At 33.8% G+C, this 18,721-nt stretch carries 18 protein-coding genes; 13 read left to right on the forward strand and 5 right to left on the reverse strand.

What is annotated here, in order from left to right; all coding sequences use genetic code 11:
* Positions 1-177: 177 nt before the first annotated feature.
* The 9 genes from ASE40_RS19990 to ASE40_RS20030 all read left to right on the forward strand — a co-directional run bounded on the left by ASE40_RS19990 (position 178) and on the right by ASE40_RS20030 (position 8,916).
* Positions 178-2,400, forward strand: a complete 2,223-nt coding sequence (locus tag ASE40_RS19990) for a RelA/SpoT family protein (RefSeq protein ID WP_057119125.1) — start codon at positions 178-180, stop codon at positions 2,398-2,400.
* 88 nt (positions 2,401-2,488) lie between these two features.
* Positions 2,489-2,947: a Fur family transcriptional regulator gene (locus tag ASE40_RS19995; protein WP_057119866.1), complete on the forward strand. Its 459-nt coding sequence runs from the start codon at positions 2,489-2,491 to the stop codon at positions 2,945-2,947.
* 95 nt (positions 2,948-3,042) lie between these two features.
* Positions 3,043-4,314 (forward strand): adenylosuccinate synthase, encoded by a 1,272-nt coding sequence (locus tag ASE40_RS20000; RefSeq protein ID WP_057119127.1) that lies wholly within the window; start codon positions 3,043-3,045, stop codon positions 4,312-4,314.
* A gap of 52 nt (positions 4,315-4,366) precedes the next feature.
* Positions 4,367-4,951, forward strand: coding sequence for an NUDIX domain-containing protein (locus ASE40_RS20005; RefSeq protein WP_057119130.1), 585 nt, complete (start codon positions 4,367-4,369; stop codon positions 4,949-4,951).
* Between the two features lie 103 nt (positions 4,952-5,054).
* Complete coding sequence (locus ASE40_RS20010; protein WP_057119132.1) at positions 5,055-5,942, forward strand: L,D-transpeptidase; 888 nt, start codon at positions 5,055-5,057, stop codon at positions 5,940-5,942.
* A 451-nt stretch (positions 5,943-6,393) separates the two neighbouring features.
* Positions 6,394-6,984, forward strand: a complete 591-nt coding sequence (locus tag ASE40_RS20015) for a TetR/AcrR family transcriptional regulator (protein WP_057119134.1) — start codon at positions 6,394-6,396, stop codon at positions 6,982-6,984.
* A gap of 56 nt (positions 6,985-7,040) precedes the next feature.
* Positions 7,041-8,180: an FAD-dependent oxidoreductase gene (locus ASE40_RS20020; protein WP_057119136.1), complete on the forward strand. Its 1,140-nt coding sequence runs from the start codon at positions 7,041-7,043 to the stop codon at positions 8,178-8,180.
* Positions 8,181-8,248: 68 nt separating this feature from the next.
* Positions 8,249-8,617, forward strand: coding sequence for a DUF6547 family protein (locus tag ASE40_RS20025; RefSeq protein ID WP_057119139.1), 369 nt, complete (start codon positions 8,249-8,251; stop codon positions 8,615-8,617).
* An 8-nt stretch (positions 8,618-8,625) separates the two neighbouring features.
* Complete coding sequence (locus ASE40_RS20030; protein ID WP_057119141.1) at positions 8,626-8,916, forward strand: RNA polymerase alpha subunit C-terminal domain-containing protein; 291 nt, start codon at positions 8,626-8,628, stop codon at positions 8,914-8,916.
* A 62-nt stretch (positions 8,917-8,978) separates the two neighbouring features.
* On the opposite strand, the gene guaB is transcribed toward ASE40_RS20030, so the two are convergent.
* From guaB to ASE40_RS20050, 4 genes are all read right to left on the reverse strand, one after another.
* Positions 8,979-10,451, reverse strand: coding sequence for an IMP dehydrogenase (gene guaB / locus ASE40_RS20035; RefSeq protein WP_057119143.1), 1,473 nt, complete (start codon positions 10,449-10,451; stop codon positions 8,979-8,981).
* A 212-nt stretch (positions 10,452-10,663) separates the two neighbouring features.
* The gene (locus tag ASE40_RS20040; RefSeq protein WP_057119145.1) at positions 10,664-12,064 is read right to left on the reverse strand and encodes a DUF5723 family protein; all 1,401 of its coding nucleotides are present in this window, start codon (positions 12,062-12,064) and stop codon (positions 10,664-10,666) included.
* Positions 12,061-12,612 carry a hypothetical protein gene (locus ASE40_RS20045; RefSeq protein WP_057119147.1) on the reverse strand — a complete coding sequence of 184 codons (552 nt, stop codon included), beginning with the start codon at positions 12,610-12,612 and terminating at the stop codon, positions 12,061-12,063. The genes ASE40_RS20040 and ASE40_RS20045 overlap by 4 nt, the downstream gene beginning before the upstream one ends.
* Positions 12,613-12,689: 77 nt before the next feature.
* Positions 12,690-13,556, reverse strand: a complete 867-nt coding sequence (locus ASE40_RS20050; protein ID WP_057119149.1) for a hydroxymethylglutaryl-CoA lyase — start codon at positions 13,554-13,556, stop codon at positions 12,690-12,692.
* Positions 13,557-13,765: 209 nt separating this feature from the next.
* Between ASE40_RS20050 and ASE40_RS20055 the strand changes: the two genes are divergently transcribed.
* Both ASE40_RS20055 and ASE40_RS20060 read left to right on the forward strand, forming a co-directional pair.
* The gene (locus ASE40_RS20055) at positions 13,766-14,380 is read left to right on the forward strand and encodes a hypothetical protein (protein WP_057119151.1); all 615 of its coding nucleotides are present in this window, start codon (positions 13,766-13,768) and stop codon (positions 14,378-14,380) included.
* A complete protein-coding gene (locus ASE40_RS20060; protein WP_057119154.1) occupies positions 14,377-15,093 on the forward strand; it encodes a DUF3307 domain-containing protein in 717 nt (238 codons plus the stop codon). Before ASE40_RS20055 ends, ASE40_RS20060 begins: the two co-directional genes overlap by 4 nt.
* Here the strand turns inward: ASE40_RS20060 and ASE40_RS20065 are convergent.
* Positions 15,079-16,113 (reverse strand): quinone-dependent dihydroorotate dehydrogenase, encoded by a 1,035-nt coding sequence (locus ASE40_RS20065; RefSeq protein ID WP_057119155.1) that lies wholly within the window; start codon positions 16,111-16,113, stop codon positions 15,079-15,081. The genes ASE40_RS20060 and ASE40_RS20065 overlap by 15 nt on opposite strands.
* A gap of 253 nt (positions 16,114-16,366) precedes the next feature.
* Here ASE40_RS20065 and ASE40_RS20070 point away from each other — a divergent pair, with 253 nt between their 5' ends.
* Positions 16,367-17,587 (forward strand): OprO/OprP family phosphate-selective porin, encoded by a 1,221-nt coding sequence (locus tag ASE40_RS20070; RefSeq protein ID WP_057119157.1) that lies wholly within the window; start codon positions 16,367-16,369, stop codon positions 17,585-17,587.
* Between the two features lie 92 nt (positions 17,588-17,679).
* The gene (locus ASE40_RS20075; protein ID WP_057119158.1) at positions 17,680-18,645 is read left to right on the forward strand and encodes a DUF6515 family protein; all 966 of its coding nucleotides are present in this window, start codon (positions 17,680-17,682) and stop codon (positions 18,643-18,645) included.
* Positions 18,646-18,721: the final 76 nt, after the last annotated feature.

The following is an 18,721-nucleotide window of genomic DNA, read 5'->3' on the forward strand; positions in this document are numbered from 1 at the left end:
TTTAGATTTTCTAAAAGCTGCTTCGCTCCTTTTTGGAATTTGGGATTTAAAAAATTTGGAATTTTACCCTTCAAAAATCTACAATCTTTCCCGAAACTTCGGGACTAAAATCTACAACCGCAAAACCTTGTGTATATAGAAACTAATTCTTATTTTTAGTACTTGAACTATGCCGTTATGACAGAATTAGATATTGAAAAAGAAAATAAAGCTATTGCGCAGGAATACAAGGAATTACTTCGAATAAGTTACCAAACTTTAAGCCCAGCTGACAAAAAATTAATTCGAAAAGCTTTTGATGTTGCTGTTGATGCCCACAAAGAGCAGAGACGCAAATCGGGAGAAGCGTATATCTTTCATCCTATTGCAGTTGCAAAAATTGTTGCCTCAGAAATTGGTCTGGGAGCGACCTCTATCGCCGCGGCCTTATTACACGATGTTGTAGAAGATACTCCAATTACAGTTGAAGATATTGAGCGATTATTTAATCCGAAAGTAGCACAATTGGTTGAAGGTCTTACTAAGATTTCGTTAGTTCAAAAAGATTTGAATGCTTCAATGCAGGCTGAGAATTTCAGAAAAATGATTCTGACATTGAATGATGATGTCCGCGTAATTTTGATCAAATTGGCCGATCGTCTTCATAATATGCAGACAATGGATTCGATGGCGGAATATAAACAAACCAAAATCGCCTCTGAAACTTTATACATTTATGCTCCTCTAGCCCACCGTTTGGGACTTTATAACATAAAAACCAAACTTGAAGATTTAGGTTTAAAATATACCGAACCTGCAGTTTATAATGATATTGTCAGTAAAATTCGTGAAACCAAGGAAGAACAAGATGCTTACATCAAAGATATTTCTGATGTTTTAAAGAAATCTCTAGACAATGAAGGCATTGATTATATCATCAAAGGCCGACCAAAATCTATTTATTCTATCCGTAGAAAAATGCGTGCTCAAAATGTAAGCTTTGATGAAGTTTACGACAAATTTGCACTTAGAATCGTTTATAAATCGGATGCCCACGATGAAAAATTTGTGGCATGGAAAATCTATTCAATCGTAACCGATCATTACAGACCAAGCCCGAGCCGTTTGCGTGATTGGATTTCGTCACCAAAATCTACTGGTTACGAAGCACTTCACATTACAGTAATGGGTCCAAAAGGACGCTGGGTTGAAGTTCAGGTTCGAAGCGAACGTATGGACGAAATTGCTGAGAAAGGATATGCTGCACATTATAAATATAAAAATGGAGCAACAGAAGAAAGTGGCTTAGATGTTTGGCTGAATCTTTTGAGAGAAGCACTAGAAAACCCTGAAACCAATGCAGTAGATTTTGTAGAAGATTTCAAAATGAATTTATATTCAAAAGAAATTTTCATTTTTACGCCAAAAGGAGAAATCAAATCACTGCCTAAAGGAGCGACTTCTTTGGATTTTGCTTTTAGCATTCACTCTGAAATCGGAATTAAGACTCGAGGAACACGTGTAAACGGAAGATTAGTTCCTTTGAATTACGAACTTAAAAGTGGTGATCAGGTTGAAGTAATTACTTCTCCAAATCAGAAACCAACGGTAAACTGGCTGGAATACGTAACGACTTCTAGAGCAAAAAATAAGATCAAGAATGTTCTGAACGAGAACACTAAAAAGATCGCAGAAGAAGGAAAAGAATTGCTTGTTAGAAAACTGAAACATTTAAAAATTACTTTTAACGAACAGGTTACAAACGAGTTAGTTAACTTTTTTAAACTCAAAACGAGCTTAGATTTATTTTATAGAGTCGGAATCGGCGCGATTGAAAATCAGCAGTTAAAAGATTATGCTGCGCAGAAAAGCAATTCGTTTATCAATTTCTTTAAAAATAAAATCAAAAGAAATAAAGATACCACTGCAGCTGAGGATATTCATAAACCAGTTATCAGCAGTAATTACGACATGCTGGTTTTTGGAACTGAACATGACAAACTAGATTACAAACTTTCACAATGCTGTAACCCTATTCCTGGTGACGATGTTTTTGGTTTTGTGACTATTAATGAAGGAATTAAAGTACATAAAAAAGATTGTCCAAATGCAATTGGAATGCAGTCTAATTATGCGTATCGAATCATGAGCGCTAAATGGATTGACTCTTCGCAAGAGGAATTCAAAGCGATTATCAATATTACTGGAATGGATGTTTTAGGACTTACCAACCAATTGACAAGAGTAATTTCGAACAATATGAGCGTAAATATCCAAAGTATTTCGCTTAGTACAGATGCAGGAATTTTTCACGGTCAGATTGCTGTAATTGTAAAAAATAACACCATTTTGAAGAAAATGATTAATGCAATTAAGAAAATTGACGGAGTTGATAAAGTTACCAGAGAATACAGAACCTAACTTTTTAACCTATCTATAAGGGTTTTATAACTAAACTTTAAACCCGAAACTTTTATTGATTAAAAATAAAAATTTATCTTTGCCGGATATGACACTCATTTCAACTGACAACACTAAAAATCAAGAAATTGTAAAAAACGTATTTACAATGTATCTTGAACAAAAAGGGCATCGCAAAACTCCTGAGCGTTATGCTATACTTCAGGAAATTTACGACAGCGAGGAACATTTTGACATAGAAAATCTTTATATCAAAATGAAAAACAAAAACTATCGTGTGAGTAGAGCTACTTTGTACAACACGATTGAGTTATTGTTAGACTGTGCTTTGGTTAGAAAACATCAATTTGGGCAAAATCAAGCTTACTACGAAAAATCATATTTCGACAAACAGCACGATCACATTATCATGACTGATTCTGGCGAAGTAATTGAATTTTGTGACCCAAGAATTCAAACCATCAAAAAAACAATCGAAGAAATATTTGATATCGAAATTACGAATCACTCACTTTATTTCTACGGAAACAAAAAAGAAAAACAATAATCCAGAAAGGAATTATTCAAAAAAATAAAAAAAAGAAAAATTAACTACATAATCAGTAGGACAACTTAGATTGTCCCAACGCAAATTAAAACAGAATGACCGTAGATTTATTACTAGGATTACAATGGGGAGATGAAGGTAAAGGAAAAATTGTTGACGTTCTTACCTCAAATTATGATATTATTGCACGTTTTCAAGGAGGACCAAATGCAGGACATACATTAGAATTTGACGGAATCAAACACGTACTTAGAACAATTCCTTCTGGAATTTTTCATAAAAATTCAGTAAATATCATCGGAAATGGTGTTGTAATTGACCCAGTAGTTTTTCAAAAAGAAATTGAAGGTTTAGAGAAATTCAATCTTGATATCAAAAGCAAATTGATCATTTCTAGAAAAGCGCATTTAATTTTACCAACACACCGTTTGCTTGACGCTGCTTCTGAAGCATCAAAAGGAAAGGCAAAAATTGGTTCTACACTTAAAGGTATTGGACCAACTTACATGGACAAAACTGGTAGAAATGGTTTGCGTGTTGGAGATATCGAATTAGAAGACTTCAAAGAGCGTTACAGAGCATTAGCAGACAAACACGAAGCTATGATTGCTTTTTACGACGTTAATATTCAATATAATTTAGCTGAATTAGAAAAAGAATTCTTCGAAGCTATTGAAGAACTTAAAAAATTAGATTTTATTGATAGTGAAGAATACATGCACCAAGCTCAAAAAGCTGGTAAATCTATTCTTTGCGAAGGTGCTCAGGGATCTTTATTAGATGTTGATTTCGGAACTTATCCTTTCGTAACTTCATCAAACACTACTGCTGCTGGAGCTTGTACTGGTCTAGGAATTGCTCCTAACAAAATCAAAGAGGTTTACGGAATTTTCAAAGCTTACGTTACACGTGTAGGAAGCGGACCTTTCCCAACTGAACTTTTTGACGAAGTTGGTGCTACAATGGCAAGAGTGGGTAACGAATTTGGATCTGTAACAGGAAGACAAAGACGTTGCGGATGGTTAGATTTAGTAGCTTTAAAATATGCTGTACAAGTAAATGGAGTTACTCAATTAATGATGATGAAAGGTGATGTACTTTCTGGTTTTGAAACTTTAAAAGTTTGTACTGAATACAACTACAAAGGACAAAATATCTCTCACTTCCCTTACAACATTGAACCAGAAAATGTTACTCCAATTTACAAAGAGTTTAAAGGATGGAAGCAAGATTTAACAGGACTTACAACTTACGATCAATTACCTGTTGAGCTAAAAGAATATATTGAGTTTATTGAGAAAGAAATCGAAGTGCCAATCAAAATTGTATCGGTTGGACCTGATAGAAAACAAACAATAACAAAATAATACATTTAAAAACGCTCTGATAATCAGGGCGTTTTTTTTGAATAATATTGATATGAGAAAAAATCCAGAAATTGAGATTACCGAAACCAAGTTATTATCAGATAACTGGTATGTATTAAATAAAGTTACTTTTAACTATAAAAAGGAAAACGAAAAAATAGAATCGCACATACGAGAAGTATATGACCGTGGCAATGGTGCTGGTATCTTATTATATAATTCTGCTAAAAAAACAGTTATACTAACCAGACAATTTCGTTTACCAACTTATCTTAACGGAAACAAAACTGGAATGATGATTGAGGTTTGCGCTGGACTTTTGGATAAAGATAATGCTGAACAAGCTATAATTCGTGAAACAGAAGAAGAAACAGGATATCGCTTAAAAAAAGTCCAAAAAGTGATCGAAACTTATATGTCACCTGGATCTGTAACTGAGATTTTATATCTTTTCGTTGGAGAATATGACGAAAGTATGAAAGTAAGTTCTGGAGGAGGATTAGATGCCGAACAGGAAAATATCGAAGTTTTAGAATATACTTTTGATGAAGCTTACAAAATGATTGAATCTGGAGAAATTACAGATGCTAAGACTATTTTGCTTTTACAACATGCTAAAATAAAAGGTTTGATTTAATTATAGGTTTCACTCAAATGTAAATCAAACAAACAATTCAAAAAATTATGTAACCCTTTTCAGCTATCACATTTATAACTTTACAATCATAAAAATACAACCTATGAAAAAGTTATATTACACAGCAAACGCGTTACTTATTTTGATATTGACTTTAGCAGTTTCCTGCAAAAAAAGCGACACAATCAATTTAACTGAGAATAATAAAACCACTAAAAAAGCAATTGAGTATAAAAAACCGGAATCTGCTATTACATATAAAGTTGAAAACACTAAAGACTGGCTGAAAATTAATGAAGCTGACAGCAGTAAAATGGATATTGTATATGCACTAAACAGGACTGATAAAGCCAACTTTAAAAAACTAGATTCTGTTGTAATTCCTGGAGATTTTACTGGCGATTTGGTATATTATCTTCCATTTCCATTGCATGTTTCAGCTTTACAGGAAGTTTCCAAGATTATTCTTTTTTCATATCCGACACAAACTTTTGCCGCTTACGAAAATGGCGAGTTAGTTTACACAGGGCCAACAAATATGGGAAGAAAAAAAGATCCTACACCAACTGGATTATTTTTCACGAATTGGAAAGCAGAAAAAACTACCAGTACATTTAATGACGAATGGGATTTGAAATGGAATTTCAATATCGAAAATAAACTTGGAGTTGGTTTTCACCAATATGAACTGCCAGGTTATCCTGCCTCGCATTCTTGTTTAAGATTATTAGAGAAAGATGCTAAATACCTTTACAAATTTGCTGATGAATGGATTTTAAAAGACAAGGAAAATGTAAAAGTAAAAGGAACTCCAGTTGTAGTTTTTGGAAGCTATGATTTTGACGGGCCAAAACCTTGGCTAAAATTAGCCTCTGATCCCGAAGCTTTAAAAATATCAGAATCGGAAATTGAAACTCAGGTAAAACCATTTCTAAAAGAGATCCTAGAAAATCAAAATCTAAGAGAAGCCGAGCCAACAAAAACTATGTAAAATATATTTATTTAGTAAAAAAGTCAGCTGAAACGATTAAATATTGTTTCAGCTGACTTTTTTTATGCCTTTCAAAATTACAAAGTATTCGGCTAAAGCCTTTCCCCTATTTTTTCCAAAATCTCCAGCTAAAGCTGGAGCCTATTCAATTGATTATAGCCAATCGCACAAAACCTCAAACAAAATCATCAACCACGAACAGATCAATCTTTAATAATCAATAACCAATCATTATCCATTATCCACTAACCACCAACCATCAACCATCAACCACCAACCATCAACAATCAACCATCAACAATCAACCATCAACCATTAACCACCAACCATCAACCACCAATAAAACCTCAGTCCCTCAGCACCTTTGTCTCTCTCACCTATAAAAATAATAAATAAGCGATCGTTCATTTATTATTTATTTATATCTTTGCATCATAATTAATTTAGAATTATGAGGACAAGAGATATTAACAAAGAAGAAATTGTAAAACAGAAAGCAATAGAAATGATTGTCAAGCAAGGCGTTGAAGGTTTTGGAATGAACCGTTTAGCAAAAGAATGTGGTGTTTCTGTTGCTACGCTTTACATTTACTACTCAGATAAAGAAGATTTGATCCGGAAGATTGGAATTGAAATTGGCAGTAATCTTTTCAATAAAATGCTTAACGGGTTTTCTCCAGAAATGTCTTTTAAAGACGGATTGAGAAATCAATGGGAAAATCGGATTGACTTCCTGCTTAATTTTACTTTAGAAGCAACTTGTTTTGAACTCTTGAAACACTCTACTTACGGTGATGCAATTTTAGCAGAAATTACCGGCGAATTTAAACAAACTATGTCACAATTTATGCTTTCTTCAATTGAAAAAAAAGAACTTGTTCCTGTCACTTTTGAAGTTTTTTGGAGCATTGCTTACGGTTCACTTTATTCTCTTTTAGAACTTCATAGAGAGGGAAAATCGATGTCTGGAAAATCTTTTGTACTTAATGACGATCTAAAAAATGAAACTTTTAATTTGGTTTTAAAAGCACTGACACCTTAACATTATCAAAATGCAATTTTAAATTTCAATATCATATTAAATTCAATTTTAATAAAATGAAAACTTCAATTATAGAAAATAAAAAAATAGCCATTATTGGCGGCGGTCCTGTTGGACTTACAACTGCCCGAATTTTACAAATAAATGGTGCCGATGTTACGGTTTATGAAAGAGATATAAATGCTCAAGCTCGAACTTCGGGCGGAACGCTTGATATACATTCAAATTCTGGTCAGTTGGCAATTCAAAAAGCAGGCTTAATGGAGGAATTTCTTAAATATGCCCGACCGACTGGCGAAAAAATGGCCGATATGGACGGAAATATAACATCTGACGAAATGCCAGATGAAACAAATGCTTTTTCACGCCCAGAAATTGACCGAAATGATCTCCGAAAAATAATGCTGGATAATCTTGAAGAAAATACAGTTGTCTGGAACAGTCAATTAATTAATATTGAAAAAACTGAAAATCAATATTTTTTAGAATTCAAAAATGGAAAAACTGCAGTCGCTGATTTCGTAATTGTGGCAAACGGAGGAAGATCGAATGCTAGAAAATTTGTAAGCGATCAAGAACCGCAGCTTTCTGGAACCTATATAATTCAGGGAGAAATATCAAATCCAGATCAAGAGTATCCTGAATTTAAACCTAAGTATGGTAACGGAAATGTGATGGCAATGGGTGATCATAAAATGTTTTACACCCATACCATGCGAGATGGATCAGTACATTTCGGGGTTTCTTTTAAAGCCGATGAAAACTGGATTCTGAACAACGGAATTGATTTTGAAGATGATCAAGCTGTAATTTCATTTTTAAACGAAAAGTTTAAAAACTGGGGAGACGATTATAAAAAATTCTTTACTGCTTCTAGTGAATTTTCAGGTTTACCTTTAAGATTGTTTTCTCTAGAAGAACCTTGGAAACAACATTCTAACATTACTCTTGTCGGCGATGCAGCGCATTTAATGCCGCCGTTTGCAGGTGAAGGTGTAAACATGGGATTATTTGATGCTTATCATTTAACTAAAAACCTAACCGAAGGAAAATTCGAAACAATTGACGATGCAATTGCTGATTACGAGAAAAAGATGTTTGGTTATGCTCTAGAAGCACAGCGTATGACGAAGAAAATGGAAGATTTACTGCATTCTGATATTGTTGCACAAGATATTTTAGATAGCAGGTTTTAATAATTATGAAATTAATTTGAGTATTTTTCAATAATTTTGAAAGATTGAAACTATAATCAAAGATTAAAATGTCAAAACAATCGCTCGATATTTTTGGAGAATTCTTAGTTAAAAATTTAAGAGACAATGGAATTGAAAATGCAGAAACCCTTTTAAACAATAAATCTAAAGCGCCTTCAAATTTAAAAATACAAACTGAAATTAGTAAATTTAATGAATCACAAAAAGAGTTAATCAAAGAAATTATTATTAAAAGTATTGATACAGCAATTCATAATTTTCTTTTTTCATTACAAGAATTGGCTGATTTTGAAAACAATATTCAAATATCAGTAAATGGGGAAAACATCGTTGAACTTAGCGATGGAATTCATGGGGAATCTTATTCAGAAGATGGATGGAATGCTAAATTTAGTAAGTACAAATCAAAAGAATAAATTCAAAAATGACTTCTTCAGAAAATAATAGAACTTGCAAAAAAGGGCATCGCTATTCCAAAACTAGTGACTGCCCTACTTGTCCTATTTGCGAAGCGCAGAGAAAACCAAAATCAGGACTTTTATCTGTTCTATCAGCTCCCGCTCGAAGAGCTTTAGAAAGTAAAAATATAAATACGGTCGAAGATTTATCTAAGTATAGTCAAGCAGAAATTTTATCTTGGCATGGAATTGGTCCAAGCAGCATTCCAAAATTATTAGAAGAATTAAAAAAGAATGGTATTAGTTTTAAAGATTAACAACTAAAAAAGGCGTAAGAACTAAATCTTACGCCTTTTGCTTTTATATAAAAAACTAAAAATTATCTAGAATAATTTGGAGCTTCTTTTGTAATAGTTACGTTATGTGGATGACTTTCAGTGATTCCGCTTGAAGTAATTCTAACGAAACGTCCAGATTCTTGTAAAGTTGGAATATCTTTTGAACCACAGTATCCCATTCCAGCACGAAGACCTCCAATAAATTGAAGCATACTTTCGTTTAATTCACCTTTATAAGGAACACGTCCAACAATTCCTTCTGGAACTAATTTTTTAACATCGTCTTCAACATCTTGGAAATAACGATCTTTAGAACCTGTCTGCATAGCTTCAACAGACCCCATTCCGCGGTAAGATTTGAATTTTCTTCCTTCGAAAATGATAGTTTCACCTGGAGATTCTTTTGTTCCTGCTAATAATGACCCTAACATTACACAGTCAGCACCGGCAGCAATTGCTTTAGGAATATCACCTGTATAACGAATTCCACCATCAGCAATAACTGGAACTCCAGTTCCTTTAATAGCTGCAGCAACTTCTAAAACTGCTGAGAATTGAGGAAAACCAACACCCGCAACAATACGTGTAGTACAGATAGAACCAGGACCGATTCCAACTTTCACACCGTCAGCACCGTTTTCTACTAAATATTTAGCAGCTTCTGGTGTTGCGATGTTTCCAACAATAACATCTATTTGAGGGAATTTTGATTTTACTTCTTTTAATGTGTTTACCACACCTTCTGTATGTCCGTGCGCTGTATCGATAATGATTGCATCTACACCTGCATTTACCAAAGCTTCAGCTCTTTGAACTGCATCTCCAGTAACTCCAATAGCAGCAGCAACTCTTAAACGACCAAATGAATCTTTGTTAGCGATTGGTTTTTGAGTCAGTTTTGTAATATCTCTAAACGTAATTAAACCAACTAATTCGTTTTTCTCGTTTACAACTGGTAATTTTTCGATTTTATGACCTTGTAATACCACTTCTGCCTGCTCTAATGAAGTTCCTTCAGAAACAGTTACTAAATTTTGGCTTGTCATAACCTCAGCGATTGGTCTTGCTCCATTTTTCTCGAAACGTAAGTCACGATTGGTAACAATTCCTTTAAGGATTTTGTTTTCGTCAACGATTGGAATACCACCGATTCCAAATTCTTTCATGGCATTTTTAGCGTCAGCGATTGTAGAGTTCATTGGTAATGTTACCGGATCGATAATCATTCCTGCTTCAGCACGTTTTACTTTTCGAACTTTTCCTGCCTGTTGTTCGATAGTCATATTTTTATGTAAAACACCTATTCCGCCTTCCTGCGCCATAGCAATTGCCATTGCACTTTCTGTAACAGTATCCATAGCAGCAGATACAATCGGAACGTTTAATGTGATGTTTCTTGAGAATTTTGATTTGATACTCACTTCGCGGGGAAGCACATTCGAGTAGTTAGGTACTAATAATACATCGTCGTAAGTTAAACCTTCGCCGATAATCTTGGAGTTGTGTGCTATCATGTTGCAATTTCTAGTTGAATTGCGTGCAAATATAGTGAATAAATTGGAAACTTGAATACTAACTTATTCATAAATTTAACTTTACAAGAATAGTTTTACAAATTTATGATTTCAAATTCCAATCTTTTGAAATCCCAAATTCCAATCTTTTTGAATCCCAAATCCCAATCTAATTGGAATTTGGAAATTTAAAAAATTAAAAGTTTTTTGAATTAATCCTCTCGATCTTGGAATACAAAATTGATTCCGATCTGAAATGCCGCGCTTCTTGCTTTGGACAAATCTTTGTATTCGAGAATATTATTTACCAAAGCATAAAGATTGACTGAACCAATTGTTCCCGCCAGTCCTAATCCGATATTTTTGTTTGAAAATGTATCAAAAGTATAAGTCGCCTTTAGATCTAATTTTCTAAAAATATTTCTTCTATAAAAAGCAGTCAAAGCAACTAAAGGTTCGCGAGGTGTTGTCATGGCAAAAAACTGCGCTCCTACTGCATTTTTATAATATTTTTCGACTTGCCCTCTGCAATTACATTCGTCATCTGGACGCGCTTCTCCAAATGAATATTGAATAGAGGAATAAAATTTTGTAGGACGCCAAGTTGTATATTTATTGTAAAGTGTCTCCTCTGGTATAGCTTCTTCAAATTCGTCAAAAACATTTTCTGGATTATCAGTACCCATAAAATCGGGATTTACACCATCGTATTGATACGTTCCCTTGTAGGTGCGTGTTTCAATATCTTTTGTCTGCCTTATAAAACCTAGATCGACTATACTTGCTGTAAGCTGTAAATTTTCTTTTATATAATAGGTAATTCCAGCATCTAATCCAAGTCCTAAGCTTCCGTTAAAGAAGGTATTATGAGCAATATCTCGGACTACATTTCCTTCGTATTCATCTTTTGTGAATTTAGAAATTCCAGAAGTTTTTAATTCTAAATTGGAAGAAATGATTTGATTGTACAAATTTGGAGTTCCTGCAGTTTGTCCTGTATAAATGTAACCTGAATTTTTTGTCGAAGTAGCATTTGCACCACTTGAATAGATTTTGGCTCGTCCTCCATAAACAAATTTGTCACTTACTTTTTTATGATATCCGACATGAAATACAGAAAGCACCTCAGCTTTAGCACTTATATCTCCGAGATTAAATGATTTTCCAATGTAATCTCTATTTCCGTTTAACGCCAATAAAGCCGGGTCTTTTGGAACGTACATGAAAAAATCAAATTCCTGATACAATCCGAACGAAACATACGAACGGCTTTCTCTTCCTCCAACTCTAAATCCACCAGAAAATATTTCTAACTGTTGATTGGTTACTACTTTATCATTACTAGACGATCTATTAATTACGTCTCGAACTTTTTGATTAAAATCTACTCCATTATCAGCAAATAAATCGTACGCCGAAAAGCTGTTGGAACCTACATTGGCAGAAATTCCAGATAGAACTGGGAAACCAAAATAGTATTTATAAGATACATCGGCTCCAGGATTCACGAGAGAGGATTGTGGAATAGAAGTGAAATTATAGAGCAATTCTTTATTTTGAGAAAAACAAGAAAGCTGAAAAACGATGCAGAAGATCAGATATATTTTTCTCATTCGATCACTAAATAAGCTGTTGCACTTGATCTCAATTTTAAATTTCCTAAACTTTCATTATTTAATGGCGGCCCAGCGGCAATTATAACTACAAAACCAATTTTTGTGGTTTGCTTTAAAAGATTTAATCGCTCGTTTTCAAACACTTCTGTCGGATATTTTATAACATTCGTCGTTCCTTGATAAGCCGGAACGGTATAAGAGATAGTTTGTAATATTTGATTATCATCGTTCATCAACAGCAGATTCACAACAAAAGTTCGATCAATATTATTCTCAATTTCGAAATTAAATTCTGCTTTCTTCAAACGGTTGGTAAAAAAACTATCTTTAAAAACGTCAAAGCTTCTTGTATCAAAAGCAATGTGAGTTCCCCCATCATCTATAAGCTGATTAGCAGGAATATCAAAATAAGCAAGATTTGCTACGAAGACAGGTTCTAACTTTAAATCTTTTACCTGATCGAAATCCAAATCACTTGAACAGGAAAAAAATAAAAAAGCCAAAAGTATTATGCTTGAAATTTTGCGCGAAGAATTCGATTTCATAACAAAAATTATATGAATAATAAATGTAACGCTTAATGTTTACATTCATTATCTAAGGTAAGAAAAATAACTATTTTTTAATGAAACTTTCCGAACAATTTTGAAGCTTCATTATAAGCGCTTTCAAAACTTAGAGCGTTTAAGCCTGTAGTTTTTTTATTAGCAGTGAAGTAAGAAATTAGTTTTTCTGTCGGCATATTTCCAGTTAATTTATCGGTTGCCATAGGACAGCCTCCAAAACCTTGTATTGCACCATCAAAACGAGTACAGCCTGCTTTTGCGGCCGCGTCAATTTTCTCAAACCAGCTGTCTGGTGTCGTGTGCAGGTGAGCACCAAATTCTATTTGAGGATATTTCGGAATCAAATGGGAAAATAAATACGTAATAACGTCTGGGGTAGAACTTCCAACAGTATCTGAAAGTGATAAAATTTTCACTCCCATTCCAACAAGTTTTTCCGTCCATTCTCCCACAATTTCAACATTCCAAGGATCTCCGTAAGGATTTCCAAAACCCATTGAAAGATAGGTGACTACTTCTTTATTTTTCTTAGAAGCAACTTCTAAAATTTCTTCAAGCGTAACTAAAGATTCTGTAATCGTTTTATGTGTATTACGCATCTGGAAATTCTCGGAAATAGAAAACGGAAATCCTAAATATTGAATCTCCTCATATTCTGATGCTTTAACCGCTCCTTGTGTATTGGCAATTATAGAAAGTAGTTTACTTGAAGTTTGAGACAAATCAAGCTGTGCTAAAACCTCAGCAGTATCCTGCATTTGCGGAATAGCTTTTGGAGAAACAAAACTTCCAAAATCAATAGTATCAAAGCCTACTCTAAGCAAAGCTTGTATGTAGGAAACTTTATTTTTGGTCGGAATAAAATCCCTAATGCCTTGCATGGCATCTCTAGGGCATTCAATAATTTTTATTTCTTTATTCAAAGCTTACTCATTTGTAAAAGGCTAAGTTAGTTTCTTTTTTAAATAAATAAAAGATAATTTTAGATAATGCAGTTATTACCTAAAATCGTAATAGAAAGAATTATTACCTAAAAATGTAATAATTTTAAATATTACCAAAAAGCGTAATAATTAATTTTATTACTTATATTTGTAATACAAAGTTTATTATTTTTTAATTATATTTGATTATGACTAGCGTAATTACAGGCGATATAATTGGTTCAAGACAGCAAAAATCAGATCATTGGGTTGATGATTTAAAAAACATCTTAACTCCATTTGGATCAACACCCAATAAATGGGAGGTTTACCGCGGAGATGAATTTCAAATTGAGATTCCAAATCCAGAAGATGCTTTATTAGCTGCCATTTTGGTAAAAGCGCATTTACGAGCTATAAAATCAGATGCGAGAATGAGTATTGGTTTTGGAGATAAAACTCATAATGCCAAAAGAATATCCGAAAGTAATGGTTCTGCCTTTATACATTCTGGAGAACTTTTTGAGACTTTAAAAAAACAGAAAGTTACATTAGCGCTTCGAACGGGAGATAATAGTTTTGACGAAAAACTAAATTTAATGCTGCAGTTAGCCTTAACTTTTATGGACAGCTGGCTGGTACAATCGGCAGAATTTGTGGCTGCTGCTATAGAAAATCCTACTTTGTCTCAAGAAGAATTAGGGCAAAAACTAGGCATAAACCAAGCTGCGGTAAGCCGAAGACAAAAACGAGCTCAGTTTGATTTGGTTATGAATTTAGATCGTTATTTTAGAAAAGAAATAAAACAACTTACAGCCTCATGATTTTATTTATAAAACTGCTTTTAGCTCATTTACTCGGAGATTTTATCTGGCAGCCTAATTCTTGGGTAGCCGATAAAGAAATTAAAAAACATAAAAGTATTTACTTGTATGTTCATATTTTACTTCACGGAGTTTTGGCTGCCCTTGTGGCTGGAAAAGTCAGTTTTATACCTTACGCTGTTTTAATTGCCGTTACCCACGGTATCATCGATTTAATTAAACTGAATTTTCAAAAAGCAAAAACAAAGCGAACTTGGTTTGTTGCAGACCAAATTGCACACGTTATTATTTTAATTGCCGTTGTAATGCTTTACGAAAATAATGGCATTATCGACTTTTGGGTTATGAATGAATTCTGGATTTTAATCACCGGAATTTTACTGGTAACCAAGCCCGCTTCTATTTTCATAAAAACCATTATTTCAATTTGGAGTCCCGAAAGTCAAAACAGCCATCAAGACAATTCCCTAGCCAGTGCAGGAAATTACATTGGTATATTAGAACGTTTATTTATACTTTGTTTTATCCTAACTGCTCATTTTGAAGCAATAGGGTTTTTATTGGCCGCAAAATCTATCTTTAGATTTGGAGATTTAAAAGAAGCCAAAGACCGCAAACTCACCGAATACGTAATGATTGGTACTTTAATTAGTTTCGGAATCGCGATAATAGTCGGATTAATTCTTCAGGCGCTTCTTTTACAACTGCCCTAAAACTTTTTTATTGATTGCTTTAATCAGCGCTGGACCTTCATAAATAAAACCTGTGTACAATTGCACTAAACTTGCTCCTGCATTTAGTTTTTCGATCGCATCATCTGCAGAATGAATTCCGCCTACTCCAATAATTGGAAATGCTTTATTGCTTTTTTCAGAAAGAAAACGAATTACTTCTGTAGAGCGTTTTGTCAATGGTTTTCCAGACAAACCTCCCATTTCTGACTGATTTGCAGATTGTAAACCGTCTCTTGAAATTGTAGTATTGGTTGCGATTACACCTGCAATCTGCGTAGTTTTTACAATATCTATGATATCCAACAACTGCTCATCTGTAAGATCTGGAGCAATTTTCAATAAAATTGGTTTAATTTTTTGAGTACTTGTTTTTTGCTTTTCAATGTTTCTATTTTGCAAAGTCTGCAGCAAAGCAGTTAAAGGTTCTTTGTCTTGTAAAGCTCTTAAATTTGGTGTATTTGGCGAACTTACATTCACTACAAAATAATCTACATGATCAAACAAAGCATCAAAACAAATGATATAATCGTCTACAGCATTTTCGTTTGGAGTTACTTTGTTTTTTCCAATATTTCCTCCAATCAAAACTCCAGAATTTTTCTTCAAACGTTCTACAGCTTCCAAAACGCCGCCATTATTAAAACCCATTCGGTTTATAATTGCCTGATCTTCTTTCAAGCGAAACAAACGTTTTTTTGGATTTCCTTCCTGACCAACCGGCGTAACGGTTCCAATTTCAATAAAACCAAAACCAAAATCAGAAAGTTCTTTGTACAACTTTGCATCTTTGTCAAATCCTGCTGCAAGTCCAACGGGATTTTTGAATTTAATTCCGAAAACTTCTCTTTCTAATCGAGAATCTTTTACTTCATAAATTGATCTTATAATTGACGAAACTCCTGGGATTTTTGAAATGAATTTAACAAATGAAAAAGTAAAGTAATGCACTTCTTCAGGATCAAACCAGAAAAGTATCGGACGAATTATCAATTTATACATGAGTGTGTTGTTGTTATTTTGGGTGCAAATTTAAATATTATAGTTTAAAAAGGTGCTTTTTTACAAAAACAAATAATTTCAATTTTGTTTCATTCTTCAAAACATAATTAAAAACATATAGTCAAAAATTCAATTTTTAAGGTTGCAAGTTATAATATGAAACAACTTCAGGCACTTAAACTACCTGCTCCGGATTTTTTATTATTTAATTTTGAAGCAATTAAGAATCTTTTATACAAATCAATCCAACTATATGTATAAAGAAAACCCAACAAATCGAAACCCTATCATTCTGTTATTAATTCTCATACTATTAATTGGTTTTAAAGGCTTTTCACAGCATGAAAAAGACACTACAAAACTGATGAACATTCGTTATGGTGACAAAGGAATTGAATTACAAACACGAGATAATAAATTTCTATTTCAATTACAAAGCAGATTTCAGTTTCGTTTTTCTACTCCTTACGATGCAGATCCAGTTACTTACGATGATTATGCTCAAGATGCACAAACGGTTTTTAAAATAAATCGTGCCAGATTAAAAGTCGGCGGTCATGCTTTTGAGCCGTGGTTAAAATACTATTGGGAATACGAATTAAGCCAATCCAACTTACTTGACTTTAGAATTATGATCGAAAAATGGGAGTGGCTGAGTTTTAAAGTCGGACAATGGAAAACAGAATTTACCCGCGAACGTTTCATTAGCAGCGGCGAACAGCAAATGGCCGAGCGGTCTTTAATTAATCGTCCGTTTACCGTAGACAGACAATTGGGAGTCGAAGTTTACGGACATTTGAAAGGCAGCGGCATAGCTGACTTTAATTACTGGGCGGCTGCGCTGACAGGAACTGGACGAGGAAGTACGGTAAATGATGACAGCCATTTAATGTATTTTGGAAGAGCGCAATGGAATTTCTTGGGTCGATTTTTGGATTTTGAAGGCTGTGATTTAGAATTTCACGAAAAACTTACACCAATTATTGCTTTTTCAGCCATAACAAATAGAAGTCCATACACTCGTTTTTCTCAAGCTGGTGGAGGTTCCTTAGAAGGATACGAAAATGGTTTGCCAGGTCAATATAGAGTTAATCAATGGAATGTAGAAACGGCTTTTATGTATCGTGGTTTTTCTTGGCAGAGCGAATGGCATACTAAAGAAATTATTGATAAATTAAACAATAATGAAACAACAACGCTAAAAGGATATTATGTTCAGGCTGGATATTTCTTTCATAATGTTTTCGATTGGTGGCCAAAACATTTGGAAATGGCAGGAAGACATGCTGCTTACAGACCAGATAATTCAATAAGACAAAATAGACAAGATGAGTCGACATTGGCTTTTAATTGGTTTTTTAAAGGCCATAAAAATAAACTAACTTCTGAAGTAAGTTATTTTAGCTTTCAGGATAAAACTTTACCGCTTGAGCAAGGCTGGCGTTTTAGAATACAATGGGATATTTCATTGTAAGAATATTCTATTTTTTAAATCAAAAATACTTGCCCAAATCTTAAATACAAATTCTTTTTTTTAATAACTTTATCCAACTTAAAATACTGAAAATGAAAAATATAAATAAAACAATACGAAAAGCAGTACTAACTTGTTTAGCTGGATCGTTTTTTTTGATTTCTATTGACAGCATGGCGCAGCGACGAGTTGGAGGAAATGGCGGAGGAGTTCATAGACCGAGTGGAGGAACTCAAACAAGGCCTGCGGCAACAAGACCCGCAAACCAATCCCGACCAGCTGTAAACAGACCTTCTACAAACAAACCAGCAGTAACTAGACCTGGATCTAATAGCTCGGGAACTAAAGCTATCAGACCTACAAATAGTTCGAACACTAGTATTAACAACAGAAACAATACAACAAACCGAAATTCTAACAACACCAGAAATTCAGGTAACATAAATACAAACATAAGCGGCAATACCAGAAATGTTGACCGAAGTAGAGATATAACGATAAATAATAACCGAAACACTGTCGTGAGAAGAAATACTGTTGTGTATGCACGTCCTCCGTATGTATATGGCGGTTATAGATATCATGCTTATAATCCATATTATTTTCATCCTTACAGACCTTATTACTATGGACCAACATGGCATCCTTGGGGATTTTTTGTAGCAACTTTAGCGGTTACAGCAATAGTAGTAAGCGTCGAAAGTTCACAATATCATTATGATCAGGGAGTTTGGTATGCACCTTCTAACGGAGGTTATACGGCTGTTCCAGCTCCAGTTGGAGGAACTGTTAATAATATTCCAAGCGGCGCACAAACTGTTAATACAGGAACAGTAAATAATTATTACTATGGAGGAACTTATTATGAAAAAGACGGCAATACTTATAAGGTTGTGCCTCCAACAGCAGGAACAATAGTTGATAATTTACCAGAAGGCGGCGAAGAAGTTACGATTGGAGATGTAAAATATGTAAAATTTGGAGAAACTTATTATCAGCCCGTTCAAGTTGACGGCAAAGAAAAATATGAAGTAGTTCTTGTTGAAAAAGACAAATAATTTATTAATCCTATATAATTACTATAGTATTAATAATTATTTTTATAATTTTATCCCATCTATTTGACAACCAATT

The sequence above is a fragment of the Flavobacterium sp. Root935 genome, from assembly GCF_001429295.1.
GTDB lineage: Bacteria > Bacteroidota > Bacteroidia > Flavobacteriales > Flavobacteriaceae > Flavobacterium.